This window comes from Desulfovibrio sp. SGI.169 (assembly GCF_050313595.1).
GTDB lineage: Bacteria > Desulfobacterota > Desulfovibrionia > Desulfovibrionales > Desulfovibrionaceae > Desulfovibrio.
The window spans coordinates 1-24820 of the sequence record NZ_JBNPLS010000030.1 but is presented as its reverse complement, the minus strand read 5'-3'; the positions used below and the strand labels follow the sequence as shown (position 1 = coordinate 24820).

At 63.6% G+C, this 24820-nt stretch carries 25 protein-coding genes, 1 tRNA gene and 2 pseudogenes; 17 read left to right on the top strand and 11 right to left on the bottom strand.

The window, feature by feature from the left end; all coding sequences use genetic code 11:
• Complete coding sequence (locus tag ACQRA4_RS11960) at positions 1-1653, bottom strand: LysM peptidoglycan-binding domain-containing protein (protein WP_427823302.1); 1653 nt, start codon at positions 1651-1653, stop codon at positions 1-3.
• Between the two features lie 134 nt (positions 1654-1787).
• Between ACQRA4_RS11960 and ACQRA4_RS11955 the strand changes: the two genes are divergently transcribed.
• Both ACQRA4_RS11955 and ACQRA4_RS11950 read left to right on the top strand, forming a co-directional pair.
• The gene (locus ACQRA4_RS11955; protein WP_427823301.1) at positions 1788-2579 is read left to right on the top strand and encodes a TrmH family RNA methyltransferase; all 792 of its coding nucleotides are present in this window, start codon (positions 1788-1790) and stop codon (positions 2577-2579) included.
• 302 nt (positions 2580-2881) lie between these two features.
• Positions 2882-3451, top strand: coding sequence for an N-acetyltransferase family protein (locus ACQRA4_RS11950; RefSeq protein ID WP_427823300.1), 570 nt, complete (start codon positions 2882-2884; stop codon positions 3449-3451).
• 37 nt (positions 3452-3488) lie between these two features.
• Here the strand turns inward: ACQRA4_RS11950 and fliQ are convergent, their stop codons facing one another.
• The 7 genes from fliQ to era form a co-directional block, all read right to left on the bottom strand.
• On the bottom strand, positions 3489-3758 hold the full coding sequence (gene fliQ / locus ACQRA4_RS11945) for a flagellar biosynthesis protein FliQ (protein ID WP_427823299.1): 270 nt from the start codon (positions 3756-3758) through the stop codon (positions 3489-3491).
• 23 nt (positions 3759-3781) lie between these two features.
• Positions 3782-4579 carry a flagellar type III secretion system pore protein FliP gene (fliP, locus tag ACQRA4_RS11940; RefSeq protein WP_427823298.1) on the bottom strand — a complete coding sequence of 266 codons (798 nt, stop codon included), beginning with the start codon at positions 4577-4579 and terminating at the stop codon, positions 3782-3784.
• A complete protein-coding gene (gene fliO / locus ACQRA4_RS11935; protein WP_427823297.1) occupies positions 4488-5105 on the bottom strand; it encodes a flagellar biosynthetic protein FliO in 618 nt (205 codons plus the stop codon). The genes fliP and fliO overlap by 92 nt, the downstream gene beginning before the upstream one ends.
• Complete coding sequence (fliN, locus tag ACQRA4_RS11930; protein WP_427823296.1) at positions 5098-5679, bottom strand: flagellar motor switch protein FliN; 582 nt, start codon at positions 5677-5679, stop codon at positions 5098-5100. Before fliN ends, fliO begins: the two co-directional genes overlap by 8 nt.
• Before the next feature lie 83 nt (positions 5680-5762).
• Positions 5763-6401 carry a flagellar basal body-associated FliL family protein gene (locus tag ACQRA4_RS11925; RefSeq protein WP_427823295.1) on the bottom strand — a complete coding sequence of 213 codons (639 nt, stop codon included), beginning with the start codon at positions 6399-6401 and terminating at the stop codon, positions 5763-5765.
• 85 nt (positions 6402-6486) lie between these two features.
• Positions 6487-7206, bottom strand: coding sequence for a YggS family pyridoxal phosphate-dependent enzyme (locus ACQRA4_RS11920; RefSeq protein WP_427823294.1), 720 nt, complete (start codon positions 7204-7206; stop codon positions 6487-6489).
• Between the two features lie 5 nt (positions 7207-7211).
• On the bottom strand, positions 7212-8135 hold the full coding sequence (era, locus tag ACQRA4_RS11915; RefSeq protein ID WP_427823293.1) for a GTPase Era: 924 nt from the start codon (positions 8133-8135) through the stop codon (positions 7212-7214).
• A 282-nt stretch (positions 8136-8417) separates the two neighbouring features.
• On the opposite strand from era, the gene ACQRA4_RS11910 reads away from it, so the two are divergent.
• Entirely contained in the window at positions 8418-8921 is a 504-nt protein-coding gene (locus ACQRA4_RS11910; protein WP_427823292.1) for a VUT family protein, read from the top strand.
• 58 nt (positions 8922-8979) lie between these two features.
• On the opposite strand, the gene tgt is transcribed toward ACQRA4_RS11910, so the two are convergent.
• Positions 8980-10116, bottom strand: a complete 1137-nt coding sequence (gene tgt / locus ACQRA4_RS11905; protein WP_427823291.1) for a tRNA guanosine(34) transglycosylase Tgt — start codon at positions 10114-10116, stop codon at positions 8980-8982.
• A gap of 254 nt (positions 10117-10370) precedes the next feature.
• Here tgt and alr point away from each other — a divergent pair, with 254 nt between their 5' ends.
• The 14 genes and pseudogenes from alr to ACQRA4_RS11835 all read left to right on the top strand — a co-directional run bounded on the left by alr (position 10371) and on the right by ACQRA4_RS11835 (position 22884).
• Positions 10371-11501, top strand: coding sequence for an alanine racemase (gene alr / locus ACQRA4_RS11900; protein ID WP_427823290.1), 1131 nt, complete (start codon positions 10371-10373; stop codon positions 11499-11501).
• 216 nt (positions 11502-11717) lie between these two features.
• Positions 11718-12026, top strand: coding sequence for a 30S ribosomal protein S6 (gene rpsF / locus ACQRA4_RS11895; protein ID WP_427823289.1), 309 nt, complete (start codon positions 11718-11720; stop codon positions 12024-12026).
• The gene (gene rpsR / locus ACQRA4_RS11890) at positions 12027-12290 is read left to right on the top strand and encodes a 30S ribosomal protein S18 (RefSeq protein ID WP_008683560.1); all 264 of its coding nucleotides are present in this window, start codon (positions 12027-12029) and stop codon (positions 12288-12290) included.
• Positions 12291-12300: 10 nt separating this feature from the next.
• Positions 12301-12825, top strand: coding sequence for a 50S ribosomal protein L9 (rplI, locus tag ACQRA4_RS11885; protein ID WP_427823288.1), 525 nt, complete (start codon positions 12301-12303; stop codon positions 12823-12825).
• A gap of 28 nt (positions 12826-12853) precedes the next feature.
• Positions 12854-14326, top strand: a complete 1473-nt coding sequence (gene dnaB / locus ACQRA4_RS11880) for a replicative DNA helicase (RefSeq protein WP_427823303.1) — start codon at positions 12854-12856, stop codon at positions 14324-14326.
• Positions 14327-14741: 415 nt separating this feature from the next.
• Entirely contained in the window at positions 14742-15008 is a 267-nt protein-coding gene (locus ACQRA4_RS11875) for an RNA recognition motif domain-containing protein (protein ID WP_297825633.1), read from the top strand.
• A gap of 279 nt (positions 15009-15287) precedes the next feature.
• Entirely contained in the window at positions 15288-15842 is a 555-nt protein-coding gene (locus tag ACQRA4_RS11870; RefSeq protein WP_427823287.1) for a hypothetical protein, read from the top strand.
• Between the two features lie 96 nt (positions 15843-15938).
• On the top strand, positions 15939-16418 hold the full coding sequence (locus ACQRA4_RS11865; protein WP_427823286.1) for an Lrp/AsnC family transcriptional regulator: 480 nt from the start codon (positions 15939-15941) through the stop codon (positions 16416-16418).
• A gap of 32 nt (positions 16419-16450) precedes the next feature.
• Positions 16451-17722 (top strand): glutamate-1-semialdehyde 2,1-aminomutase, encoded by a 1272-nt coding sequence (gene hemL, locus ACQRA4_RS11860; protein ID WP_427823285.1) that lies wholly within the window; start codon positions 16451-16453, stop codon positions 17720-17722.
• On the top strand, positions 17719-18897 hold the full coding sequence (locus ACQRA4_RS11855; RefSeq protein ID WP_427823284.1) for a cobalt-precorrin 5A hydrolase: 1179 nt from the start codon (positions 17719-17721) through the stop codon (positions 18895-18897). The genes hemL and ACQRA4_RS11855 overlap by 4 nt, the downstream gene beginning before the upstream one ends.
• Positions 18894-19646: pseudogene (cobJ, locus tag ACQRA4_RS11850) on the top strand (precorrin-3B C(17)-methyltransferase); the annotation flags it as partial. The gene ACQRA4_RS11855 and the pseudogene cobJ, both read left to right, overlap by 4 nt.
• Positions 19647-19824: 178 nt before the next feature.
• On the top strand, positions 19825-20214 hold the full coding sequence (locus tag ACQRA4_RS11845; protein WP_427823283.1) for a cytochrome c3 family protein: 390 nt from the start codon (positions 19825-19827) through the stop codon (positions 20212-20214).
• A gap of 211 nt (positions 20215-20425) precedes the next feature.
• Entirely contained in the window at positions 20426-22234 is a 1809-nt protein-coding gene (locus ACQRA4_RS11840; RefSeq protein WP_427823282.1) for a hypothetical protein, read from the top strand.
• A 555-nt stretch (positions 22235-22789) separates the two neighbouring features.
• Positions 22790-22884 (top strand) — tRNA-Ser (locus ACQRA4_RS11835).
• Between the two features lie 213 nt (positions 22885-23097).
• Here ACQRA4_RS11835 and ACQRA4_RS11830 read toward each other — a convergent pair.
• Positions 23098-23230, bottom strand: a pseudogene (locus ACQRA4_RS11830) (IS1595 family transposase); the annotation flags it as partial.
• Between the two features lie 462 nt (positions 23231-23692).
• The gene (locus tag ACQRA4_RS11825; protein ID WP_427823281.1) at positions 23693-24640 is read right to left on the bottom strand and encodes a polysaccharide deacetylase family protein; all 948 of its coding nucleotides are present in this window, start codon (positions 24638-24640) and stop codon (positions 23693-23695) included.
• Positions 24641-24820 lie beyond the last annotated feature (180 nt).

The following is a 24820-nucleotide window of genomic DNA, read 5'->3' as shown; positions in this document are numbered from 1 at the left end:
CTAATCCAGGTTCACCACCAGCGTCGCGCCCGCGCGCAGGCTTTTTTCATCCACATTGTTCCAGCGTTTGAGGTCGTCCACGCTGACATTGTGCTTGCGCGCGATATTCCAGAGACTGTCCCTGGCCTGCACCGTATAGGTGGTCTTGCGACCGGCCTTGCCCACACGACCGCTGGAGCCTCCGGCCGAGGGCGCGGCGACCGCCCTTTCGCCCGGAATGCGCAGAATGCAGCCCGCGCGAACCTTGTTGGGATTGTCAATCTGGTTGCAGTCCTGCAAATCCTTGAGACTCACATTATATTTGCGGGCCACGGCATAGAGGGTTTCGTCAGGCTGAAGCTTGTGCCCGGCGCCGGGGGCCGCCGTTGCCCGCTCCGGGGCGCGGCTGCCGCCGGGTTTCAGGCGCTCTTTTTTGCCCTGCCGCGCCTCTCTGGCGCTCCCGGCCCTTTTGCCGTCAAGCTCGGCCACGGCGGTGGCCGACATGTTTACCGAGCGCGGCACCAGCACCATCTCGCCGGCCCGCGGCCGGTCGTTGCCGGGGTTGACCGCTTTCAGCCGGGCCACGGGCACATTGCAGCGGCGGCTGATTCTGTCCCACGAGTCCGCCGAGGTGGTCACCTTGGCCGGATGCCAGTCCGCATAGGCATTGGCCTGGGGCGAACGCAGAAAGGCTGTGGCCTCCTGTTCATAACGCGCGGGCACATAGACGAAGGTCGCGCGTTCCGTGGAGGTGACGGGCCGCTTGTGATGCAGGTTATAAGCGCGAAACTCCTCCCAGCCCAGACGGCAGGCGCTGGAAAAGGCCATCAGATCCGTGCCGGGCCGGGCCGTGAAGCGCAGCACGCCGGGGGCCTTGTCTGGCTGGATGGGGTCAAAGCCCAGCTGCGGCAGATTGCGCATGATCTTGGTTACAGCCAGAAAGCGGGGCACATACTGTTTGGTTTCTTCCCGCAACTGGGCCTTGCCGTCCAGCGTGTGATTGCGCGCCTTGACCTCGAAAAAATTGCGTCCGCCGGTTCCCTGTTTGGCGCGGCTTATCTTGCCTTCCCCGGCATTGTAGGCCGCTATGGCCGTGGGCCAGTCGCCGAAGTCGCCATAGAGCTTCTGAAGATAGTCGGCCGCCGCCTCCGTGGCCTTGTAGGGGTCCAGGCGCTCATCCATCCACCAGTCCTGATTCAGACCGTACTTCATGCCGGTGTAGGGCATGAACTGCCAGGCCCCGGCGGCGCCCGCCGGAGATTTGGCGTCGGCCCTGTAGCCGCTTTCCACTATGGCGAGGTAGGCCAGTTCGTCAGGCATGCCGCGCGACCGGAAAACTTTGCGGGCGTAAGTCAGATATTGCTCCGAACGCTTGGAAAACACGCTCATGGTCTTGCGGCCCTTGCGCAAAAAATATTTATACTGGCGGGCCACGTCCGGCATGGCGTCGTCGGGCACGTTTCTGTCAATCTGCCCGGCGGATTTGAGGGCCGCCAGTTCCGTCCGGGTCAGAGGGGCCGCGCTTTCATCTTCCGGCAACACAAAAGACGGGGAGGAAACCTCCGGCCCTTTTCCCTGGCGCGTGGCGCAGCCGCCCGCCAGCAACAGACAGAACGCCGCGGCCAGCAGGCAGCATTTCGCCATCGCGCGAAAACGCGGTTTACAGTTTGCCATTCATGTGCTCCCGTTGCCGCCCGGCTTGCCTTCAGCCGGGAAGATGCGTACACAGGCCGGAATGCGCCGCGCACGCGGCCTCCGACTCAAACCCTGGCCCGTCAGGCCATCAACTTGTTCCGCCGGAGACGCCCATGCATGATCACTCCGACGACGCCCCGCTGTTGCCGGGGCTGAAACCAGTGCTAGAGCTGCTTGCCTCCGAGCCCCAGCGGGTGGATCTCGTCTTCTGCAAAAAAAGCCTGCGCGGCCCTGAAGCGCGCGAAGTGCAGAGCCTCTGCCGCCGCGGCGGCGTGCGCTTCAACCTGGTGGAGGCGGCGGTTCTTGACCGCCTGTGCCGGGGCACGCGCCAGGGGCGCGATGCCGTTGCCCACCAGGGGGTGGTGGCCCGCCTGGCCGTCACCGGTTTGCGCGGGCTGGAAGAACTGCTGGCCGCCGTGGCCGACGCGCCCCTGCCCGTGCTGCTGGCCCTGGATCAGCTGCAAGACCCCGGCAATGCGGGCACGCTCTGCCGCACGCTCTACGCCCTGGGCGGAGCGGGCCTGCTGCTGCCCCGGCACAACAGCGCCTATCTGGGGCCGGCCGCCCGGCGCGCCGCCGCCGGCGCTCTGGAGCATCTGCCCGTGGCCCGGGTGACCAACCTGGCCCGCGCCCTGGACAGCGCCGAAGAGGCGGGCCTGACCATTTACGGCGCGGGCGGAACCGAAGGCCCCCATAGCCTGGACGCCTTCGCGCATCAGATGCGCCTGCCCGCCGTGCTGGTGCTCGGCAATGAGGACAAGGGCCTTCGCCCCGGCGTGGCCAAGCGCTGCGCGCACATGCTGCGCATTCCTCTGGCCCGGCCTTTTGATTCCCTGAACGTGGCCCAGGCCGGGGCCGTGCTCCTGGGGCTGGCCGCAGCGCGCGTTCGCGGCTCTGCAATCTAGTTCGGAAAAAACGCGAAGAACTATAGAGCAGGATAAAAATTGACCCGTCAGTCTTTTTTTTCGTCAATGCAAAATGTGCAGGCGACAAAAAAAGGAGCGACATATGGCGTACTCCTTTTTTCATCTTGTGCAATATGCCGCGAATACTATTTTTAAACTTTATCTAGATATTCTTTATAAAAAGAACTTTTCCCATCAAACATATCAGACGAGTTCCGGTTTTCTACAAATGCAAAAACGCGGCGCCTGGCCTCGCGGCGGGCGTGCGCGAAAACAGACACGCCGTCGGCACTGGAGGCAGCATGGCAATCAGACCGGCCCGGCCCACAGACAGCGCGGCCCTGCTGCGGATATACGCGCAGTACGTCCACAGCCCCGTCACCTTTGAGCAGACCCTGCCCACGGAGTCGGAGTTCGCCGCCCGCATCGGGCGGATAGCAGAAACATATCCCTGTCTGGTCTGGGAGGAGGCTGGCGGCATATCCGGCTACGCCTATGCCCACAGGCAGGCGGAACGGGAGGCCTATCAGTGGAATGCGGAGTTGTCAGTCTATCTTGACGCCGCCGCCACCGCACGGGGCGGCGGCACGCGGCTGTACCGCGCATTGCTGGACATTCTTGTCCTGCAGGGCGTCAGAAGCGCCTATGCCCTTGTCACGCTGCCCAATGCCGCCAGTGAGCGCCTGCACGCCGCGCTGGGCTTCCGAAGCATGGGCGTGCAGCGCAAGGCGGGCTTCAAGGCCGGCGCGTGGCGCGACGTAACCTGGTTTGTAAAGGACATCGCCCCGCACGACGACGCTCCCCGCCCCATACTGCCCTTCAGCCGGCTGGAGGCCGCAGCGCTGCGGCGGATTTTGGACATGCGCGGCTAGCGTTTTCGGGGCGCGGCGTTCGCTCCCGGCCCCGCGCTCAACGCACGTAGGTGGGAATATTGATGAAAACGTCGCGGGTGAAGGTGGTCATCCGCTCCATGAGCCAGGGCAGGGCCAGCAGCAGGGCGATGAACATGCACACCACCTTGGGAATGAAGGTCAGCGTGGTTTCCTGAATCTGGGTGGCCGCCTGAATCACGCTGACCACCACACCCACGCCCAGGCCCACCCCCAGCATGGGCAGGGCCATCATCAGGCAAAGCTCAATGGCCTGGCGACCGAAACCGATGACGAAATCCGGAGACATGGCGATCCTCCTCACAGGGGAAGTTACAGAAGAAAGCTGTTGACCAGCGAACCCACCAGCAGATTCCAGCCGTCCACCATGACGAAAAGCAGCAGCTTGAAAGGCATGGAAACCATCATGGGCGGCAGCATCATCATGCCCATCGCCAGCAGAACGCTGGATACGACCATATCCAGCACCAGAAAGGGAATATAGATGAGAAAGCCGATGGTGAAGGCCGTCTTCAGCTCACTGATCACATAGGCCGCGGCCAGCAGCATGGTGGGCACTTCTTCCTTGTTCCTGGGCAGTTCCATCTGGGTGATGGCGTAGAAGACCGAGAGATCCTTCTCTCTGGTGTGCTTGAACATGAAGGTTCGCAATGGGGCCTGGGCCCTGTCCAGCGCCACTTTATAGTCGATCTGCTCACTGAGGTAGGGTTGCAGGGCCTGATCGTTGATCTGCCTGCCCACCGGCAGCATGATGACCACCGTCATAAAAATGGCGAGGCTGGCAAGAATCTGGGTGGGCGGCAGTTGCTGCACGCCCATGGCCTGACGCAGAAAGCTGAAGACAATGATGATGCGGGTGAAGCTGGTGACCGTGAGCATGATGGCCGGGGCCACGGAAAGCACGGTGAGCAGAAAGAGGATTTCCAGCAGCACCGAGACTTTCGCCGGTTCCGGCGCGCCGCCGGACAGGGTGAGCGACATGCTGGGCAGCGTAAGATCCTGCGCCGCCCAGGCCGGATCAGGCAGAAGGATCAGCAGGCTTGCCGCCAGCAGGCCCGCCGCGCCGGGCTGCCTCCATAATCTCGTGAAAATCTGCGTCGTGCGGCTCATGGTGGGCGTCTTCCTCCGTCAGAAGGGTGATCCGCTGGTCCGTAACCCCCAGCAGCAACCTTCTATTCAAGAAGCGTACCACCATAAGCCCTTTGCGCGGTCCCAGCGGCATCTGGGCTTCCATGACCAGCGCGCCGCGCGGCAGCGCCCCCGGGCGCGGCAGAAAATTGAATCGACCGTAGCGCCGCACCAGCCAGACCGCCAGCCAGAGCAGGGCCAGAAACAGAAAAAGAATGCCCACGGCCTGTATGTAGCCGCCCCAGCTGAAAGCGGACTGCCCCAGCGCGGATGCCTGCCCGGCCGGAGCGGCGGCGGCCCGCCCCGCAATATCCGCCGCCTGTTCCGCGGCCTGCCCCATAAGCCGCCCGGCCTGCTCCAGCCCGTGCAGCGCATGTTCCCCGGCAAGGCGGACAGTCTCTTCCGGCCCGGGGATCGCGGGCGGGGGCGCGCCGTCCACCAGGCCGCGCACAGCCCGCCCCGCAAGACCGGGGTTCGTCGCGGCCACGGACCAATATTGGCTAGCCAAGCTGCTTCACCCGTTCAATGGGGCTGATGATATCGGTCAGACGCACGCCGAACTTCTCGTTGATGACCACAGCCTCGCCACGCGCCACCAACTTGCCGTTGACGTAAACTTCCAGCGGTTCGCCGGCCAGCTTGTTCAGCTCCACCACGGAACCCTGGCCCAGCTGGAGCAGCTCGTTGATGAGCAGGCGGGTACGGCCCAGCTCCGCCGAGACGTCCAGCGGAATATCCAGAATGAAGTCCAGTTCGCGCTTGAGCTTGTTGTCCCTGGGATGACGGGACACCTCAGTCATATCCTTGAAATGGGCGTCCGTCGGGGCCTGGCTGAAGCTGCCCGCGCCCGCGCCGCCGAATGTGGAGGGGCCGCTCTTTTCCTCTTCATCATCGGCCAGCGCCGCCGCCCATTGCGCCGCCAGGGCCTCCTCGTCCGCGGTCCCGTGTTCGCCGCCGGCCCCGGCGGCGTCGGTTGCGGGGGCCTCCGGCGCGCCGGCATCCCCACCGGACGCTTTGGCTTCCTCTTCCTCAAGCTGTGCCGCCCACTGCGCGGCCAAGGCTTCCTGATCGTCCTGCGACATGACGCACCTCGTTGAAAACGCTGCTGCCGGAGCGCGCGCCCCGTTCCCGCCGAACCCTTGACGTTGACACGCCTTGCGCGGGATTATTCCACCACAAAATCAGTAAAATAGACCCGAACCACACGTTGCGCGCCCAAAATCTGGTTGAGCCGCGCCGCCACTTCAGCCTTGAGCAGCACCTTGCCGTCGGGGGAGGAAATATCCGCATAGCTTTTGCCCGCCAGCAACATGATGATGGCGTCGCGAATGCGCGCGCTCTGGGCCGCAAGCTCCGCGGAAACATCGGCGTTGACTTCCACCTCCATACCCAGCTTGAGATAACGACGCCCGGCGGGGTCCGACAGGTTGACCGTGATGGGCGGCAGGGGCAGAACCTGGCCCACGCTGCGGGGCAAATCGCTCTGGCGTTCGATGCGCGCCGCGCCGGGCGCGACGCCGCCCGCGCCGGAAGCGGGAGTGGCCGGAGCCGCCGGCTGGCCCGCGCCCGCATTGGCGGGCGCGGCGGGCGCGGGGGCCGCGCTCTTGGGCTGAGCCGGGGTGGAGGCCCCGCTGCTCGGCGTGCGCAGGTACAGCCACCAGTACGCGCCGAGGCCCGCGCCGCTGAGTGTCATCAGCAGAATAGCCAAAAGAATGACGAGGCGCTTGATCCTGGACTTCTTCTTGGGCCTTTCGGCCTGCCCTTCGGGCAAGGCCGGGGCTTCCTTGGTATCCTTGGCTGCCATACGCTTGAACTCCGACAGATTGAGGGCCGGCCCCGCGTTTCATGGCCGGGCCGATGACAGATTATGCAGACTTTGTGCCAATATCTCAGGCTTTGGGCGGGCGCGGCCCGAAAATATCCGTGCCGATGCGCACCATGGTGGCCCCTTCGGCCACAGCCGCCGCGAAATCGCCGCTCATGCCCATGGAAAGTTCCGGCAGGGGCAAGCCCAGACGGGCGCGTAACGCCTCGCGCAGAGCGAACAGGCGCGCGAAATGGGGGCGCGCCGCCTCGCCCGCGTCAAAAACCGGCGGCAGGCACATCAGGCCGAGCAGTTCCAGATGCGGGCAATTCTCCACTATATAATCGGCCAAAGCGGGCGTATCTTCAGCCATAAGGCCGGATTTTTGCGGCTCGCCGGCCACGTTGACTTCCATGAGCACCGGCTGGCGCGCTTCCAGCACTGCCAGACGCCGCTCCAGCCCATCGGCCAGCTTGCGCGAGTCCAGGGTATGGATCAGGGCAAAGGCCCCGGCCGCCTGAGCGGCCTTGCGGCTCTGGACATGGCCGATCATATGCCAGCGCAGGTTCCGGCAGGCGGGGTCGCCCGCCAGGCTCTCGCGTTTCTGCCGGGCCTCCTGCACATAGTTTTCACCAAAATCCACCTGCCCGGCGCGGGCCACCGCCGCCACGTCAGCGGCCGAGTGCAGCTTGGACGCCGCGATCAGGGTCACGCTCTCCCTCTTGCGGCCCGCGGCCGCGCAGGCCGCCTCCAGCCGCTCCAGAACCCGGCCATACCGTTCCGCCAAAGGCGCTTCCGTCGCCATGTCCGCTACTCCGCCATAAGACCCAGATCGCGCAGAAAGGCGGGGTCTTCCGTCCAGTGTTCCCGCACCTTGACCCAAAGTTCCAGATGCACCTTGCCGCCCACCAGTTCCTGAATGTCCATGCGGGCCTCACTGCCGATCTGCTTGATGGAGGCCCCCGCCCGCCCGATGACCATGGCCTTGTGCATGGGCCGGGCCACATAAATCACGGCGTGAATCACGGTCTGCCCGCGCGCGGCGTCTTCCTCCCAGCTTTCCACGTCCACGGCCACGGCATAGGGCACTTCCTGACGCAGATGCAGAAAGAGCTTTTCGCGAACGATCTCCGCGGCCATAAAACGCAGGGAGGCCGTGGATATCTGGTCTTCCGGAAAATGCGCCGGCCCTTCGGGCAGCCGGGAACGGATCAGCTTCTTCAGCTCCGGCAAACCGTCCCTGTGCAGGGCCGAGGCCGGAAATATCTCGGCCCCGGGCCACATTTCATGCAACCGGGTAAGCAGAGGCAGCATGCGGCTTTTGTCGCTGAACATATCCACCTTGTTGACCACCACAATCATGGGGCGTTCGTCGCTGGCCAAGGCCTCGGCCACCGGGGCCATATCCCGCTCCAGAAATTCGGGATGCCGGATGTACAGGTGGGAATCCAGAACGGGCATGATCACGTCCGCCTGGCCAAGACTCTGCCAGACAGCCTGAATCATGCTCTTGCTCAGGCGACCGCGCACCTGCGTCAGGCCCGGCGTATCCATGAAGATGACCTGGGCCTCCTCGTCGGTGAGAATGCCCACAATCTGATTGCGTGTGGTCTGCGGCTTGGGCGTGACGATAGTCACTTTCTGCCCCAGCAGGGCATTCAGCATGGTGGATTTTCCGGCATTGGGCGGGCCCATGAGCGCCACCCAGCCGCAATGATACGACTGTTCCCTCATATTTTCTCCCCGGCTGCCGGCACGGGCCGTGCCGGGCCGCCGTATAGGGCATGTTCTGCGTAAAAGGCTTTGCGCTTCCTGACCATGGCGGGCAACGGCCTTGCCAAAGCGCCGCTTTCCGCCTGGTCGCGGCAGACCGGTCAGGATGACGCGGCCGAAACGCCGACAGGGCGCGGGGACGCCCGCACGGCATTCCTCTCCCACATCCGGCGGTCAGGGTCAAGACCAGGGAGGGGCGGCCGGCTCTTGACGGTTGGCGCGCCAGCGCATAGTCTGCACCGCATGTTTTCGCTCTTTACTTACATGGCTCTGATTGTGGGCGTCAATTACGCGTTTGCGGCGACGCCGCTTGTCGAGCTGCCCAACGGCGATCTCTGGCCGCCGGTTTCGCTTCTTGTGGGCTTTGTCTTTGTGGTTCGCGATTTCGCCCAGCGCCGTGTGGGCCATCATATTCTCTGGGCCATGCTGGCGGGCTGCATGATAAGCTGGCATATGGCCTCGCCCCAACTGGCCGTGGCCAGCGCGGCGGCCTTCGCCGTGGGCGAGCTGGGCGACTGGGCGCTGTTCACCTATACGCGCAAGCCCTTTTCCCAGCGAATCCTGATTTCCAGTCTGCTGGGCGCGCCTCTGGACAGCCTGGTTTTTCTGCTGCTCATCGACCTGGTCACGCCCTGGTCCATTGTGATCATGAGCCTGTCCAAGCTGGCCGGCTCCTTTCTGGTCTTTTTTCTGGTACGTCGCCGCGAACGCCGCGAAGCAGCCGGCGTGGCCGCCCAGCATATCTGACCGCGCCGGAATTTCCGTCATGAAAAAGCCGCCATCGGGCGGCTTTTTCATGACGAACTCACAGGCCGGCCGCCAGGGCCGCCTCTTCTGGATACAGGGACTCCATGCGGGCCAGAAAAGACGCATAGCGCCTTTCCCGCACGGCCTGCCGGGCCTCGCGCGCCAGACGCAGAAAGTAGGTCAGATTGTGCAGAGAGTTCAGCCGGAAGGAGAGCAGCTCCTTGCTCACATAAAGGTGACGCAGATAGGCCCGCGAAAAAGTCCGGCAGGCATAGCAGTCGCAGGCCGGGTCCAGGGGGCCGTCATCTTCGGCGTACTGCCTCCGCTTGATGTTCACCTTGCCCAGCGACGTATAAAGCGTGCCGTTGCGGGCATTGCGCGTGGGCAAAACGCAATCGAACATGTCCACCCCCGCGTGGATGCCGTGGGCGATATCCAGAGGCGTGCCCACGCCCATCAGATAGCGGGGCTTGTCCGCCGGCAGCAGCGGGGCCGTATGGTAGAGCAGCTCATACATTTCGGCCTTGCCCTCGCCCACGGACAGACCGCCGACGGCAAAGCCGTCGCAGTCAAGCGCGCAGATTTCCTCCACCGAGCGGCGGCGCAAATCCTTGAAAAAACCGCCCTGCGTGATGCCGAAAAGCAGGTTGCTTCCCGCGCCCGACGGCCAGGCGGCGCGCGCCCGCGCGGCCCAGCGCGTGGTCAGGGCCAGGGATCGCTCCGTATAGGCGTAGTCCGCGCCGTAGGGCACGCACTCGTCCAGCGCCATCATGATGTCCGAGTTAAGATTGCGCTGAATGGCGATGACCTTTTCCGGGGTGAACAAATGCCGCGAACCGTCCAAATGCGAGCGGAACTCCACCCCTTCTTCGCGGATTTTGCGCAGCGAACTCAGGCTGAAGACCTGAAAGCCCCCGCTGTCCGTCAGCACGGCCCCCGGCCAGGAGGCGAAGCCGTGCAGGCCGCCGTGCCGGGCCACCAGTTCATCGCCGGGCCGCAGATACAGATGATAGGTGTTGCCCAGAATGACGGGCGCGCCAATGGCCGCAAGGTCGTCGGGGGCGATGGCCTTGACCGAGCCCACCGTGCCCACGGGCATGAAAATGGGCGTGGGGATGACGCCGTGGGCCGTGCGCAGCAGCCCGGCGCGAGCCGCGCCGTCAGTATGCTGTACTGTAAAAACGGGTTCAGACATGCGGCGCAGCCTATCCGCAAGCGCGCCGCGTGACAAGCCCCGTCCGCGACGGGCGTCGCACACTTTTTCTTGTGCCCGGACTGTAATGCTGCTATTTTCCGTAGCCGCCTATTTTTTAACAGGAATTTCGGCATGAGCGAATCAGCCGGATGGGCGGCGCGCCTCTGGACGCAAGGCCGCCCCTTTTGCGCGCGGGGAGTCACGCCGCGCGAAATGCGGGCCAGCGACCGGCGTCGCCGTTTTACGGAGCATTTATGAACGCGTATACCGTTACGCCCTCGCGCTGCCATATTGATCTCGCCGCTCTGCGGCGCAATTTTTCCCGCCTGGGCGACCCCGCCTCCATCATGCCGGTCATCAAATCCGACGCCTACGGTCATGGCCTGCTGCCCGTGGCCCGCGCGCTGGATCAGGCCGGGGCGCGGCGCTTCGCCGTGGGCACGGTGAACGAAGGCGCGGCCCTGCGCGAGGCCGGGCTGGGTCAGCGCATTGTGCCGCTGCTGGGAGCCGTCAGCCCGGAAGACTGGCAAGCCGCCGCGGCCCTTGACCTGACGCCGCTGCTGGCGGATTTTGAGGATATTGAAAAAGCGGCGGCCTGCTGCCCGGCGGACCGCGCCCTGCCCGTGGCCGTCAAATGCGAAACCGGCATGAGCCGCCTGGGCTTTTCCGCCGAGGATCTGCCCGCGCTTCTGGAGAGCCTGCGCCGCTTTCCCCGCATTACGCCCGTGCTGGCGCTTTCGCACCTTTCCTGCGCCGATATGCCGGAAGAGGCCGCGTATACCCGAAGCCAGATCGAACGCTTCGCCGCCATGTGCGCCGCGCTGCGCGAGGCTTTTCCCGGCATCGCGCGCTCTCTGGGCAATTCCCCGGCGGCCCTGGGCCTGCCGGAAACCCGCTACGAAATATGCCGCCCCGGCCTGGCCCTGTATGGCGGCAATGCGTTTTCCGGAACCGGCAGGGAGGCCCTGGGGGCGGATCTGGAATGGGTCATGAGCGTCAGCGCCCCGGTTCTGCGTGTCCGTCGCATCAAGGCCGGGCAAAGCGTCTCTTACGGGCGCAGCTTCACCGCGCCCCGTGACCTCACCGTGGCGGTGGTGGCCGCCGGGTACGCCACGGGCCTTGCCCGCGGCCTTTCCAACCGCATTGACCTGCTGATCAACGGCCGCCGCGCCCCGCAGGTGGGCCGGATATGCATGGGCATGGCAATGGCGGATGTCTCCGCCCTGCCGGACGTTCGGGCCGGGGACACGGCCTGGATTCTGGGCGGCCGCGCCGCTCCGGGCCAGCGCCCGGTCAGCGCGCAGGAGATGGCTGACAAACTGGGCACCATCCCCTACGAGATTCTCTGTCTGATGGGCAGCGCCAATCCGCGCGTGTATTGCTGACCCGCCATTGCCGTGGGGCGAAAAGGCGCGGCCTTTGACAGGGGTATGGCCGGTTCATATGTTTTTACGCGACGAACAGACGCCCTGAAGCCTTTTTTTGCCGACCGCCAGCGCGCGGCGCTCAGCGGGCTTGACAGCCCCTCTTCCCCTCTGTATACAGCTTCTTCCTTGCTCGCGCCGGAGCGCGCGGGCTGCCAATCCAAAAGGAGAACAAACATGCGGAAATTTGAAACCCTGCTGCTCCTGTCGCCGGAGCTTTCCGCCGAAAACCGCGAGGGCATTCTCAACGCTCTTGTGGCGGTTGTCGAGCGTGAAGGGGGCGTCATGACGGAAGTGGATCACTGGGGCATGCGTGATCTGGCCTATCCCGTGCGCAAACTGATGCGCGGCTATTATGCGCGCCTGGCGTACGACGCCCCGGCCGCCTTGGTGGCCGAGCTGGAACGCAATATCCGGATCACCGACGGCATCTTCAAGTTTGTGACCGTCAAGCTGGCCGACGAAGCGGCCGGGGAGGTTGCCTAAATGGCCTTCAAGAAAAAATTCGCCCCACGCCGCAAGTTCTGCCGCTTCTGCGCCGACAAGGAGCTGCCCCTGAACTACAAGCGCCCCGACATCCTGCGCGACTTCATCACCGAGCGCGGCAAGATCATCGCCCGGCGCATCACGGGCACCTGCGCCCATCACCAGCGCCTGCTGACACGCGAAATCAAGCGCGCTCGCCAGATGGCCCTGCTCATTTACACCGCCACGCACGACTCCGTCGTCAAGAAAAAGAGCATGATCTAAGGGGGCGCACATGAAACTGATACTTCGCGCCGATGTGGAAAATCTCGGCACCCTTGGCGATGTGGTCAACGTCAAGCCCGGTTACGGCCGCAACTTTCTGTTGCCCCAGGGCCTGGCCATGGTGGCCAGCGAAGCCAATCTGAAAGTGTTTGAACAGGAACGCAAAAAGCTCCAGGCCCGTATGGACGCCCTGCGCGCCGACGCCCAGAGCGTACAGACCCGCCTGGAAGCCCTGGAAGTCGTCATCCCCATGCATGTGGGCGAAAACGACAAGCTCTACGGCTCGGTGACCTCCACCATTATCGGCGACGCTCTTGCCGCGCTTGGCGTGGATGTGGATCGCCGTCGCATCCTGATGGACGCGCCCATCCGCACCCTGGGCGACCACCCGGTGCGCATTCGCCTGCACGCCAGCGTCATCGCCGTGGTGCCGGTGAAGGTGGTTTCCGATCATCAGCCCGAGGAAGAGGAGGCCGCGGTGGAAGCGCCCTCCGAAGCTCCCGCTGAAGAAGCCCAGGCCGAGGCCGCCCAGTAGGCGCGGCGTGGCTTCCCCCCATGACAGTATGACCGCCCCTGGCCGTGAGGCCGGGGGCGGCTCGTCTTCCCGATCCGGCGGAACAGGCGGCGGAAGCGCCCAGGCCGGTTCGGTCGTTCGCGCGGCGGAAGCCGATCTGCTTCGGCGCGTGCCGCCGCACAGCGCCGAAGCCGAACAGGCCGTGCTGGGCGGTGTGCTCATGCGGCCCCAGCTCATGCACAGCATTGTGGATGTGCTGACCGAGAACGATTTTTACCTGCCCGCCCACACGGTCATTTTTCGCGCTTTTCTGGAACTGTATCGCAAATCCGCGCCCATTGACCTCGTTTCCACGGCCGAACAGCTCAAAAGCCGCAACGAGATGGAAGAAGCAGGCGGCGCGGTTTACCTGGCCGACCTGGCCCAGGCCGTGGTTTCCGGGGCCAATGCCGAGTATTACGCCACCATCGTGCGCGACAAGGCCCTGCAACGCGGGCTGATTGAGGTCTGCTCAGGCATCATCGGCAACTGCTACGACGCCTCGCGCGAGGTGGCGGCGCTGCTGGACGAATCCGAACAGGCCGTATTTTCCATCTCGCGGCGCACCTCAAGCCGCGACTTCACGCCCACCAGGGACTTGCTGGACAAGGTTTTTGAAAACCTCTCCAAACTGGCCGACGCCAAGGACGTGATCACCGGCGTGACCACGGGCTATACCCGGCTGGACAAACTCACCGCCGGCCTTCAGCCCTCTGATCTGATCATTGTGGCGGCCCGGCCCAGCATGGGCAAGACGGCCTTTTCGCTCTGCATGGCGCTCAACGCGGCCGTGCGCCAGAACGTGCCGGTAGCGATATTTTCGCTGGAAATGAGCAAGGAACAGCTCATGCAGCGCATGCTGGCCGTCTGGGGCAAGGTTGACCTTTCCAGACTGCGCCGGCCCTCCCTGCTCAGCGACGACGACTGGCAGCGCCTGTACACCGCCGCCGACGTGGTGGCCCACGCGCCCATCTACATTGACGACACCCCGGCCCTGACCACGCTGGAGCTGCGCGCCCGCGCCCGCCGCCTCAAGGCTGAAAAGGGTCTGGGCCTGGTGGTGGTGGATTATCTTCAGCTCATGCGCACCAGCCGTCGCACTGATTCCCGCGAGCTGGAAATTTCAGACATTTCCCGCTCTCTCAAAGGTCTTGCCAAAGAAATGGATGTGCCGGTGGTGGCCCTTTCACAGCTCAACCGCAAGGTGGAGGAACGCGGCGACAAACGCCCCATGCTTTCCGACCTGCGCGAATCCGGCGCCATTGAGCAGGACGCGGACGTGATCATGTTCGTCTACCGTGAAGACGTCTACAAATTTCAAAAGCCCTCCGAGCGCCCGCCCCGGGGCGTGGCCGAAATCATCATCGGCAAGCAGCGCAACGGCCCGGTGGGCGTGGCCGAACTCATGTACATCTCGCCCTACACCTCTTTCGAGGATATTGCGCCGGACTGGTCGCCGCCGCCCTCGGAAAGTCAGGGCTGACCGGCCTGCCCGGCGCAACCGCCCGACAGGCCCGGCTTTCGGCATGAAAATGTTGACGCCGGGCCGCGCAACGCAAGTTGAACGCTCAACCGCGCCGCCGACACTGCGGCGCTTCTTTTTCATTGTCTTGCGTCGCTGTACTATGCCCCGCCGCAATGACCAGACTTCTTTTGTCAGACGTTTTCTCAATTTTTCTCCACAGTTCCGCAAAATGCCGCGCGAAAGGCGCGCGCCAAGGCATGCCGGGCAGCGGGGCCTCATGGCGGACAAGAGCGCAGCCAATCGCAACTTTTTTATGCGCTTTCGTTGACAAGCCGCGCAAAGCATGCTCTTGTCCTAAACAAGGGCCGCGTACCGGTAATACGTTTTGCCGGAAGGACGCGCGGGAAGATTGTTTTTTTTGAGAGGGTGTTTCATGTCCAAGTCCATCTATGTCGGAAACCTTCCCTGGTCGGCTACTGAAGAACAGGTTCAGGATCTTTTTGCCGAATACGGCAATGTCCTGTCCGTGAAACTCATCAGCGACAGGGAAACCGGCCGCGCCCGCGGGTTCGGTTTTGTGGAAATGGAGGACGGCGAAGCCGATGCCGCCATTGAAGCTCTGGATAACTTCAGCTTTGGCGGCCGCACCTTGCGCGTCAATGAAGCTAAACCCAGGGCGCCGCGTCAGCCCCGTTACTAGGGCATTCCGACGAGTCTCCCAGACGCCCCGGCGGCCTTGCCCGCCGGGGCTTTTTTTTGCCTGAAGCTTCCGCCGTCACAGGCCCTCTTGGCGGAAATGATCATGCGGGCCGCCGCGCGGCAGAAACGGACGCGGCTTTTCTTTGCCGGGCCGCCTTGCCGTGCGGCGCAAATTCTGCCATGATGCCCCGCATGGACGCCGCCGCCTCGCCGGGAAGAAATCTTCCCGACGGGAAATTGTCTGCGTGTCCGGCATCACATATCTTTTTGAGGAGGCAACATGCTCAACCCCAATCAATGTGTTCTCTACAGCGGCGGCGCTGCCGGAACGGAACAGTTTTTCGGCGCCCTGGCGGAAAGCTGGGGCATTGAGGAAGTGAACTACAGCTTTGAAGGCCACCAGATTGAGCGCAGCCGCGGCGTGCGCGTGCTCACCTCTGAAGAGCTGGCCCTCAAGGATGTCAGCCTGACCTACGTCTCCAAGCTGATGAACCGCGAGTACACCCGCGCGCCCATTTTCCGCAAGGTGCTGCAATCCATCTGCTGGCAGGTCAGCAGCGGCGAACAGATCATCGTGGTGGGCGCCATTCAGCCCGACGACACGGTGAAGGGCGGCACGGGCTGGGGGGCGGAATTCGCCAAGATATGCAACAAATCCCTGCTGGTCTTCGACCAGCCGCGCGGCGCATGGTTCAGCTGGCAGAAAGACAGCTGGGCCGAAGTGGAAAAGCCCCTCATTGAGCACGCCCACTTCGCCGCCACGGGCACGCGCTTTCTGGAAGACAACGGCCGCATCGCCATTCAGGATCTTTTTGCCCGTTCCTTCAAGCGATAGCGGCGCATCCGCCTGACAGGCGCAGTTTTCCGACCGTGTCCGCCGCCCTGTCCGGCGGGCGCGGTCGCGTCATTTCCACCCCAGCCGGAGAGGCCCATGAGTCACCAGTTCAGCGAAGCCGAACGCGCGGTTCTGCGCATCGTCCAGGCGGATCTGCCGGACACGCTCGCCCCTTATGCCGATATGGCCCGCGAGGCGGGCATCACTGAAGCCGAAGTGCTGGAACTGCTGAGCCGTCTGAAAAATTCGGGCGCCATCCGCCGCTTCGGGGCCAGCATCAAGCATCAGAGAACCGGCTGGACGCACAACGCCATGGTGGCCTGGAAGGCGGACGAGAGCGCGGCGGACGCATGCGGGCGCATTGCCGCGGCGCACGACCATATTTCCCATGTCTACTTCAGGCCAAGCTCCGCGCCGGACTGGCCGTACACCCTCTACACCATGGTGCATGGCCGCAGCGAGGCTGAATGCCTCGGCGTGGTGGACGATCTGCTGCGCGCCTGGCCGCTCAAGGAGTACGCCATCTTGCGCAGCCTCAAGGAACTGAAAAAAATTTCCATGACCTATTTCGCCTGACGCCCGCGCCAGAGCAGCAAGGAGAGCCCCGTATGGACGACACTTCCCGCCAATTGTTTGAAAAAGCCCGCGCGCTGATCCCCGGCGGGGTCAACAGCCCGGTGCGGGCCTGTCATAATGTGGACAGCCTGCCCCTGTTCATCGCCGAAGCCCACGGCTGCCGCCTGACGGATGTGGACGGCCGGGAATACATCGACTTTGTGCTGTCCTGGGGGCCCATGATACTGGGCCATGCCGAACCCTCAGTGACGGCGGCCCTGCGCGAAGCGGCCGGGCGCGGCGCCAGCTATGGCGCGCCCTGTCCGGACGAGGTGGCCCTGGCCGCCGAAGTGGTGGCGGCCATGCCCGGCCTGGAAATGGTGCGCATGGTCAACTCCGGCACCGAGGCCACCATGAGCGCCCTGCGCCTGGCGCGCGGCGTGACCAAACGCCATAAGGCGCTCAAGTTCATCGGCTGCTACCACGGCCATGCCGATCCCTTCCTGGCCGCCGCCGGTTCCGGCGTGGCCACCCTTTCCATTCCCGGCACGCCCGGCGTGCCCCCGGCGGTGGTGGCGGACACGCTGCTGGCCCCATACAATGATCCGGACGCGGTCAGGGAGTGCTTCGCCCGGCACGGCGCGGACATAGCCGCCGTTATCGTGGAACCCGTTGCCGCCAATATGGGTCTGGTTCTTCCCAGGCCCGGCTTTCTGGAGGAGCTGCGCTCTCTGGCCGACCAGTACGGCAGCCTGCTGATTTTTGATGAGGTGATCACCGGCTTTCGCGCGGCTTTCGGCGGCGCTCAGACCCGCTTCAATATAGACCCTGACCTGACCACCTTCGGCAAGATTATCGGCGGCGGCCTGCCTGTGGGCGCATTCGGCGGCAAGCGTCGCTTCATGGAGCATGTGGCCCCCCAGGGCGAAGTCTATCAGGCGGGCACCCTGTCCGGCAATCCGCTGGCCATGGCCGCGGGTCTGGCCACCCTGCGCAAGCTGAAAACCCTGGACTACGCCGCCCTGGAAGCCCGTACCCGCGCTTTTGCCGAAGCCCTGCGCGACATCCTGAGCGCCAAGGGCGTGCCTGTGCAGGTGCCTGCTCTGGCCTCCATGTTCTGCCCCTTCTTCAGTGAAGAGCCTGTAACCGACTTTGCCCGGGCACAGGCCTGTGACCAGAAGCTTTTCACCAGTTTTTACAAGCAGATGCGCGCCCAGGGCATCTACCTGGCCCCATCAGGCTTCGAGACGGGCATGGTTTCTTTCGCCCACAGCGACGACGACTTCAACCGCGCGCTGGACGCGGCCCGCAAGGTGCTTTTTTGAGTCAGTGCCCGAAGGCGGGGCTTGTCTCCTGTGCCGGCACAGAGACGGCCCCCGCCCTGTTTTGCCACGCCCTGAGCCGGGACGCCCTGCCCCTGGCCCGTCGGCTGGCCGCGCGGCTGGCCGCCTCCCCCTGGCGCGCGCCCGACGGTCGCGACATCTCAGCCTGCCGGATCAGCGCCCCGGCCCGCCTGGCGGAGGCGGGCATCCGCCCCTTTGACGATCTGGGCGACTTTCTGGCGCGAGAATACAACCGGCACGCGGCGCACATTTTTGTGGGCGCCGCGGGCATCGCCGTGCGCGTGCTGGCCCCTCTGCTGCGACACAAAAGCCAGGACCCGCCCGTTGTGGTGCTGGATGCGGCCGGACGCTTCGTCATCAGCCTGCTTTCCGGCCACTGGGGCGGGGGCAATGCGCTGGCGCGGCATCTGGCCGCGCTGCTGCAAGCCACACCGGTGATTACCACAGCTTCGGATCAGGCGGCGTCCGCGCCCATGCCCCTGGATCTGCTGATTCGGAACGCGGGCCTGCGCATTCTGGATTGGGCGCGGCTGCCCCAGGCGCAGGCCGCCCTGCTGGAAGGACGGCCCCTGCGGCTCCTGGACCCCTGCCATGCCCTGCCCGCCGCCCTGCCGCCACGCTTTGAGCGCCTGCCCGCCCATGAACGCAATGTGGAAAACGCGCCCGGCGATACGCCGCTGCTGGCCGCCCACTGGCGACGCCAGCCGCCTTCTCCCGGCCTGTTGCGCCTGGCCGTGCCCTGGCTTTACATCGGCCTGGGCTGTCGCCGCGGCATCCCCAAAGACGCGGCCCTGACCGCGCTGACGGCATTCTGCGACGCGCGCCATCTGGAATTGCGGGCTGTGGCGGCTCTGGCCACGGTTACGGAAAAAGCGGATGAACCCGCGCTGCGCCATGCGGCGGATCAACTGGGCATCCCTGTACGAACTTTCCCCGCCGAGGCGTTGGCCCGTTGCGCCACGCCCCATCCTTCCGAAGCGGCCGGAAGGCGCTTCAAACAGCCGCCGTTCAGCGTCTGTGAAGCCTCGGCCCTGCTGGCCGCCCAGACGAACGCGCGCGACGCCCGCCTGCTTCTGCCCAAAACCGCCATCCAGGGCCGCCTGACCATTGCCGTGGCTCTGGCCGTTCCCGCAACCGCAACCCCGCAAAGAGCATGAACAACGCGCCCCTTTATGTGGTGGGCCTGGGACCGGGCGACGCCCGCTGCCTTACGCCCCAGGCCCGCGCGGCCCTGGACAGGGCCCAATGCATCGCCGGATACCCGCTCTATCTGGAGCTGACGCCGCCGGAACTGCTGCGCGGCAAAACCGTCATCAGCACCGGCATGCGCCATGAGGAAGAACGCTGCGCCGCCGCCGTGGACGCGGCCCTGGCCGGGCGGCCCACAGCCCTGGTCTGTTCCGGCGATCCCGGCATTTACGCCCTGGCCGGGTTGGTTCTGGAAATTCTGGAGGCGCGCGGCCTGCTTGAGCGCCTTTCCCTGAACGTGGTGCCCGGCGTGCCCGCGCTCTGCGCGGCGGCGTCCTTGCTGGGCGCGCCCCTGACGCACGATTTCGCCTGCATCAGCCTGAGCGATCTGCTCACCCCCTGGCAAACCATTCAACGGCGACTCATCGCGGCGCTGGAGACGGATTTTGTCTGCGTCATTTACAATCCGCGCTCCAAAGGGCGTCCGCACCAACTGGGCCAGGCCCTGGCCGAGGCCCGGCGCTTCCGGCGGCCCGACTGCCCGGTGGGCCTGGTGCGCAAGGCATTCCGCCCCGGGCAGGAAGTTTCGGTGCATACGCTGGCCGGCTTTGACGAAAACCTGGTGGACATGCTCTCCCTGCTGATCATCGGCAACAGCGAAAGCCGCGCCCTCGGCCCCTACCTGCTGACCCCGCGCGGCTACGCCAACAAAAAACGGCCCAGACCGACGGCCGATGGCGCGGATTCTGACGGATCGTCTCGGCATAAACAAGCCGCCAAAACTAAATCAGGCGCGTCAACTCCGTCGTTCCCGACGTATGCCATTGACACGCCATGCCCGGCGACGTAAGCTCCATTCAATGCTTATGTGCCGCTTTGCCAAGGAGGAATCCGCCATGAAAAAATTGCTGTGCCTCACCGCCGCCCTGCTCCTTGCCCTGGCCCTGCCCGCGCTGGCGGCCCAACCGCCCGCGCCCGACAAGCCTCTGGAGTTCAAGGGCTCCAAAAAAACCGTAATGTTTCCCCATGCCGCCCACCAAAAAGTGGAATGCGTGACCTGTCATCATCAGGTGCAAGGCAAGGAGAACTTCCAGAAATGCGCCACGGCGGGCTGCCACGATGACCTGACCGCCAAAAAGGGCGAGAAAAGCCTTTTCTATGTGGTTCACACCAAGACCGGCCTCAAGCAGCAGACCTGTCTGGAATGCCACACCAAAATCGTGGCCGAAAAGCCTGATCTGAAGAAGGAGCTCACGGGCTGCGCCAAGTCCAAGTGCCACCCGTAGAGCGCGCTTTCCTTTTTTTGCAAGGCGCTGTCCACAGGGGCAGCGCCTTTTTTACGCCGCCCCGCTTTTGCTCCCTGCCCAAAGCCTGTCTTGGCGAATTTGCGTCTTTGCCTATAAACTGATACGTTTTTTTGCCGTTTGTATATATAGCCGCCGTGTCGCGGCGGCGCATCCGCTTCAGCGCACGCGCGCTCAACCCCATGAGGTTCGCATGGCTGCCGAGAAGATTGCCGAAACTGATGAAGAAATCATCGACCTCACTGAACTGATAGAAAAAGGCGAGGCGGCCGGGGCAGTTCCCCCGCCTGAAAAGGCCAGCGAGGAACTCAGCGCCCACATGCAAAGCCTCAAGGGTGATTCCACGCGGCGGAGCGACATGAAAAACGACGCGCCGCCCCGGCAGGACGATACGGAAATCGACGCCCTGCTGGCCCAAATGGAGGCTCAGGACGACAACCCTGAGGCGCAGCTGTCTCCTGAAGAAGCCGCCGCGCCAAGTCACAAGGTCGACCCCCACGAAAAGCTTGACATGTCGGACATGGGTGATGTGGACAAGCTGCTCAGCACCCTGGATATTCCGCCGCAGCCTCGTGAGCGGAATGCCGAGGCCGCGCAGCAGGTCGCCACTGTGAACCTGGACAGCGCCGTGGACGATCTGCTCGACGCCATGAACGGTTCCGCGCCCAAGCCGGAAGCCGAAAATCCGCCGGATGCGCAGGCCCCTGTCGCCTCGCAACCCGCTGAGCAAGATTTTGCCGCCGATCTGGACGCGCTGCTGGGCGGCCTTGCTCCGACCGCGTCCGCCTCTCAACAGGCGGCATCCGCCGTCAGCGCGCCCCAAACCGCCCCCCCCGCCCCGGAAGCGGAACCCCGGGCGCGAGAGATTCCAGAAAAACATGCGCCGGATATGGAGGAAGATCTGGACGCCCTGCTGGCGGCCATCGCCCCGGATGCGGACATGCCGCAGGCCCCCGCCGCCAGCGCCAATGCCCCAGCCCCCGAGACGCCTCTGGACGCCGGGCCGCAGGCCGCGCCGGACACGCCCGCCGAAACCGGGCCGGATATGACCGCCGATCTGGACGCGCTGCTGGGCGGCCTTGCTCCGACCGCGTCCGCCTCTCAACAGGCGGAGCCTGTCGTCAGCGCGCCCCAAACCGCCCCCCCCGCCCCGGAAGCGGAACCCCGGGCGCGAGAGATTCCAGAAAAACATGCGCCGGATATGGAGGAAGATCTGGACGCCATGCGGGAAGCTCCCGCCCCGAATATGACGGCGGATGTGACGCGTGATATGATGCCGGATATGCCGAACCAGGCGAAGCTGACGAATCAGGCGGATCAGGCTGACAAGGGCGCTGCGGCCCCCGACGGCGAAGCCTTCGGCGTTGAAGACAGCGGTCTTCCTCTGCCAGAGCAAAGCCCTGAAGCGGCGGCCGAAACGCCGCCGGCAACCGAAACGGAGCCGCCCGCGCCCCCGGTGGAAGAGCTTTTGCCCATGCCCCATATGGAGGAAGGCGCGCCAGTCAGCGCACAGGCTGACGCCCCGCTGGCGGAAGCCCCCGCCGGGCCAGCCCCGACCGCCAGCGCGGCAAAAGCGACGCGCCCGACTGGACAGGACGAGGGAAACGCCCGCCTGAGCGAGCGCCTCCAGCATTGCGAAAGCGAACTGGCCGAGGCCAAGGCTCGCATTGCGGCGCTGGAAAAGGCCGCAGCCGCGCCAGCCGCGTCTCTGGAAGACCTGCTGCGCGAAGGCAGCCCCCTGCACGACCGTTTTGCCGCGCTGATCGCCTCCTCGGTAAGCCAGGCCCTGAAAGAAATGCCCGCCCCCGCCCCGGACGAGGTCCTGGGGGAACGCCTGCATGCTCTCAACCTCATGGGCAAAAGCGTCTCCGCGCGCATGGACGCCCTGGAAAGCCGCTTGGACACGCTGGAACCCCACTTCAACCAGCAGGTGGAAAAAGCCGCCGCCGGCGCGGCGGCCCGGATTTTGCGCGAGGAAATTGCCAGGCTGGTTCAGGGCTAGGTCTACTTGCAAAAGTGGAAACTACAAAACCCGCAGGGTGTTGCGGCGGCGTAGCCGCCATGAGTGAGCGAAAAACCACGTTTTTTCGCGAACGACCCCGCAAAGACTCTGTGCAGAATTCTGCACAGAGTCTTTTCAATTAGACATTGGACACGTTTGACTTCATGAGGGTTGGCAGAATCCGTGCACACGACGGCAGGCAAACCAGAAGCGTCAGCAATGCCCATGAGCTTCGCACCGATTCCCCGCTTGGTCTTTCCAACTTGCAGGCCCCTTTTTTACGGCAAACGTGCCGCCAATGAAATATTCCTCCTTATTTATCAATCCTTTATCTTCGAGATATCGGGCGCATGTCTCCACTATTCCTCATCCGCGGCGGCAAGCGGATAAAGACTGTCACCTTTTACATTTAATGAGTCCTGAACCTGGACGCGCCTCCACGGCACGGCGCGAATCCCATCCACGCGAAAGAACAAAACACCGTACTCTTGACATAAAATCTGGTCTGGACTATCTTGCAAATCTATGGTTTGCCGCAATCTGGCCTGACCATGCGGAGAGGTGTCCGAGCCGGCCGAAGGAGCTCGCCTGCTAAGCGAGTATACGGGCTTAAACCTGTATCGAGGGTTCAAATCCCTCCCTCTCCGCCAGATTTCACCCCATTCTAGTTCGGTAAGTCAAAAAAATCTTCCCTGACAATTTGTTAGATGAAATAGACTGTCCGGCCAGGAGGATTAAACTCTATAGATATCCACCAGTTTCAGGGGTATTTCAAGGGGCATTCTAATCCCTTGCCAGGAGATACCCCCATGCCCCTTACCGATACCGCCATTCGTGCGGTCAAGTCCCTTGATAGCCGCATGGGCAATTCTTTCCCGAAAAGCCCACATGCCGGTTGACGGTGTTTCGGTTGACGCCGGCCAGTTTCGCAGTCTGTGAAGCCATAAAAATCAGCGAAAAACGCTTTGCAAATCGCCGTATTTTTGCCTCAGAAATTCTTGAACGATATGCGTACTTGTTTTTATTGCCATGAAAGCCAGATAAGCTTTTTAAGCCACACCAGCTTCAAAAGCCAATAGAATTTCATAACTGCAAGCGGCTAGCTACAATATAAGGCAATATGCAATTGTAATGGCGAGATGAAATATCTCTTTCATAAGAGCAACTGTTTCGCCCTTATTCACTGCCGGTCGGCCAGCAGGCATCCCTGTCTTCAAAAACCGCTCAGAATGGCGCATCGAGCCGGGTTGCGGCGGGAGCCCGCTCAGGCCCAAGGCTTCGAAGCGGCGAATGGCTGCTTTTGGTTGCCGTTCCGCCTAAAAGCGCGGCATGGGAAGATGGCGAGCCGCAACATCGTTTCAGGATTTGCAAGAAACCCTGCTGTGGCAAAACGGCCTTTCACGCCGACAATTTCACTGGATCGCGCCGGCTTTGGCCAGGCCACAGCCTTGACCAGATTCAAGAAAGCGGCGATGAGGCGGCATGGGCTGGTGACGGCAGGCGCGCGCCCTGGCGCTCATGCTGATGGCGCTGGTTGTGCTGGCCCAGAGCCTGTTCGAGGGCGGGCGCGCCTGCGGGTTGCCAGGGCTTGCTGCTGCGGGCCAGGGGCACTGGCCCGCTGCCCGCGGGCCAACTGCGCGTCAACGACGCCTCCGATGCCTCCCCACCTTGCACCGCATGGCGGGTCGCCAGCGACGCCTGCCCCGCCTGTTCCTTGGGGGGGCGACGGGTCATCAGCAGGCCCGGTTCCGGATCAGGCATGCCGTCCAGATATTCGCTCACGGTCACAAAGCGCTGACACCCCCCCTCGCGCAGGTTGGCAATGATCCTGGGCAGATCCTCCACAGTGCTTTTATGCGTGTCATGAAAAAGGAAGATGCCGCGCAACGTGCCGGGGGGGTACACATGGCCTCGCGTGTTGTGCAGTTTGGCATAGTCCGCGGGCAGACGTTTCCAGTCCCGGCTGTCCAGCGACCAGAGCACAACGGAAAGGTGCAGCGAGTCGGCGATATCCACCGTGTATTGATCAAACGCGCCGTAGGGCGGGCGCAGAAAAAGCGGCGTGACCCCCAGATCGCGCAGAATGGCGTCGGTGCGGCGGATTTCATCAGCCTTGCGTTCCGGTGAAAGCAGACGCAAATTGGGATGGGAATAGGAATGGTTGCCTATTTCATGCCCCTCATCCGCAATGCGCCGCACAATGCCCGGATAAAGCTCGGCCTGCTTGCCCAACAGGAAAAAGGTGGCCGGTATGCCGTACTGGTTGAGCATGTCCAGAAGCTGCGGCGTATTGCGCGACGGCCCGTCGTCAAAGGTGATGGCGCAGAGATTTTCGCTCATGCGCTGGTCTATGATTATATTGCCGTCCACGACGCGGGCGAAGGCGCTGTGGGCCGTCAAAAGCATAAAGCCGCATAGCGCGAGCGTTCCACACTGTTTCCACGAAAATCTCATGATACTGTCCGCCACCCTTGTAGTAATGAATAATCTCTACCACTCCACCCCATAGCCCGCAAGCCGGTGAAGGGGCATCAGCCAACCATTCAAAAAATTGTCTTTTTAAATCAGCATATTAATTTTTTATTT

Excerpts from the sequence above, each read along its gene's own strand:
- ACQRA4_RS11920 (WP_427823294.1), bottom strand. The coding sequence starts at position 7,206 with ATGGCGACGGAAGCGCCTTTGGCGGAACGGTATGGCCGGGTTCTGGAG.
- ACQRA4_RS11840 (WP_427823282.1), top strand. The coding sequence starts at position 20,426 with ATGGCTGCCGAGAAGATTGCCGAAACTGATGAAGAAATCATCGACCTC.
- ACQRA4_RS11950 (WP_427823300.1), top strand. The coding sequence starts at position 2,882 with ATGGCAATCAGACCGGCCCGGCCCACAGACAGCGCGGCCCTGCTGCGG.
- rpsR (WP_008683560.1), top strand. The coding sequence starts at position 12,027 with ATGGCCTTCAAGAAAAAATTCGCCCCACGCCGCAAGTTCTGCCGCTTC.
- ACQRA4_RS11865 (WP_427823286.1), top strand. The coding sequence starts at position 15,939 with ATGAGTCACCAGTTCAGCGAAGCCGAACGCGCGGTTCTGCGCATCGTC.
- ACQRA4_RS11955 (WP_427823301.1), top strand. The coding sequence starts at position 1,788 with ATGCATGATCACTCCGACGACGCCCCGCTGTTGCCGGGGCTGAAACCA.
- era (WP_427823293.1), bottom strand. The coding sequence starts at position 8,135 with ATGAGGGAACAGTCGTATCATTGCGGCTGGGTGGCGCTCATGGGCCCG.
- ACQRA4_RS11875 (WP_297825633.1), top strand. The coding sequence starts at position 14,742 with ATGTCCAAGTCCATCTATGTCGGAAACCTTCCCTGGTCGGCTACTGAA.
- dnaB (WP_427823303.1), top strand. The coding sequence starts at position 12,854 with ATGACCGCCCCTGGCCGTGAGGCCGGGGGCGGCTCGTCTTCCCGATCC.
- ACQRA4_RS11910 (WP_427823292.1), top strand. The coding sequence starts at position 8,418 with ATGTTTTCGCTCTTTACTTACATGGCTCTGATTGTGGGCGTCAATTAC.
- tgt (WP_427823291.1), bottom strand. The coding sequence starts at position 10,116 with ATGTCTGAACCCGTTTTTACAGTACAGCATACTGACGGCGCGGCTCGC.
- alr (WP_427823290.1), top strand. The coding sequence starts at position 10,371 with ATGAACGCGTATACCGTTACGCCCTCGCGCTGCCATATTGATCTCGCC.
- ACQRA4_RS11870 (WP_427823287.1), top strand. The coding sequence starts at position 15,288 with ATGCTCAACCCCAATCAATGTGTTCTCTACAGCGGCGGCGCTGCCGGA.
- ACQRA4_RS11845 (WP_427823283.1), top strand. The coding sequence starts at position 19,825 with ATGAAAAAATTGCTGTGCCTCACCGCCGCCCTGCTCCTTGCCCTGGCC.
- ACQRA4_RS11960 (WP_427823302.1), bottom strand. The coding sequence starts at position 1,653 with ATGGCAAACTGTAAACCGCGTTTTCGCGCGATGGCGAAATGCTGCCTG.
- rplI (WP_427823288.1), top strand. The coding sequence starts at position 12,301 with ATGAAACTGATACTTCGCGCCGATGTGGAAAATCTCGGCACCCTTGGC.
- fliQ (WP_427823299.1), bottom strand. The coding sequence starts at position 3,758 with ATGTCTCCGGATTTCGTCATCGGTTTCGGTCGCCAGGCCATTGAGCTT.
- fliP (WP_427823298.1), bottom strand. The coding sequence starts at position 4,579 with ATGAGCCGCACGACGCAGATTTTCACGAGATTATGGAGGCAGCCCGGC.
- ACQRA4_RS11925 (WP_427823295.1), bottom strand. The coding sequence starts at position 6,401 with ATGGCAGCCAAGGATACCAAGGAAGCCCCGGCCTTGCCCGAAGGGCAG.
- ACQRA4_RS11825 (WP_427823281.1), bottom strand. The coding sequence starts at position 24,640 with ATGCTTTTGACGGCCCACAGCGCCTTCGCCCGCGTCGTGGACGGCAAT.
- rpsF (WP_427823289.1), top strand. The coding sequence starts at position 11,718 with ATGCGGAAATTTGAAACCCTGCTGCTCCTGTCGCCGGAGCTTTCCGCC.
- fliN (WP_427823296.1), bottom strand. The coding sequence starts at position 5,679 with ATGTCGCAGGACGATCAGGAAGCCTTGGCCGCGCAGTGGGCGGCACAG.
- hemL (WP_427823285.1), top strand. The coding sequence starts at position 16,451 with ATGGACGACACTTCCCGCCAATTGTTTGAAAAAGCCCGCGCGCTGATC.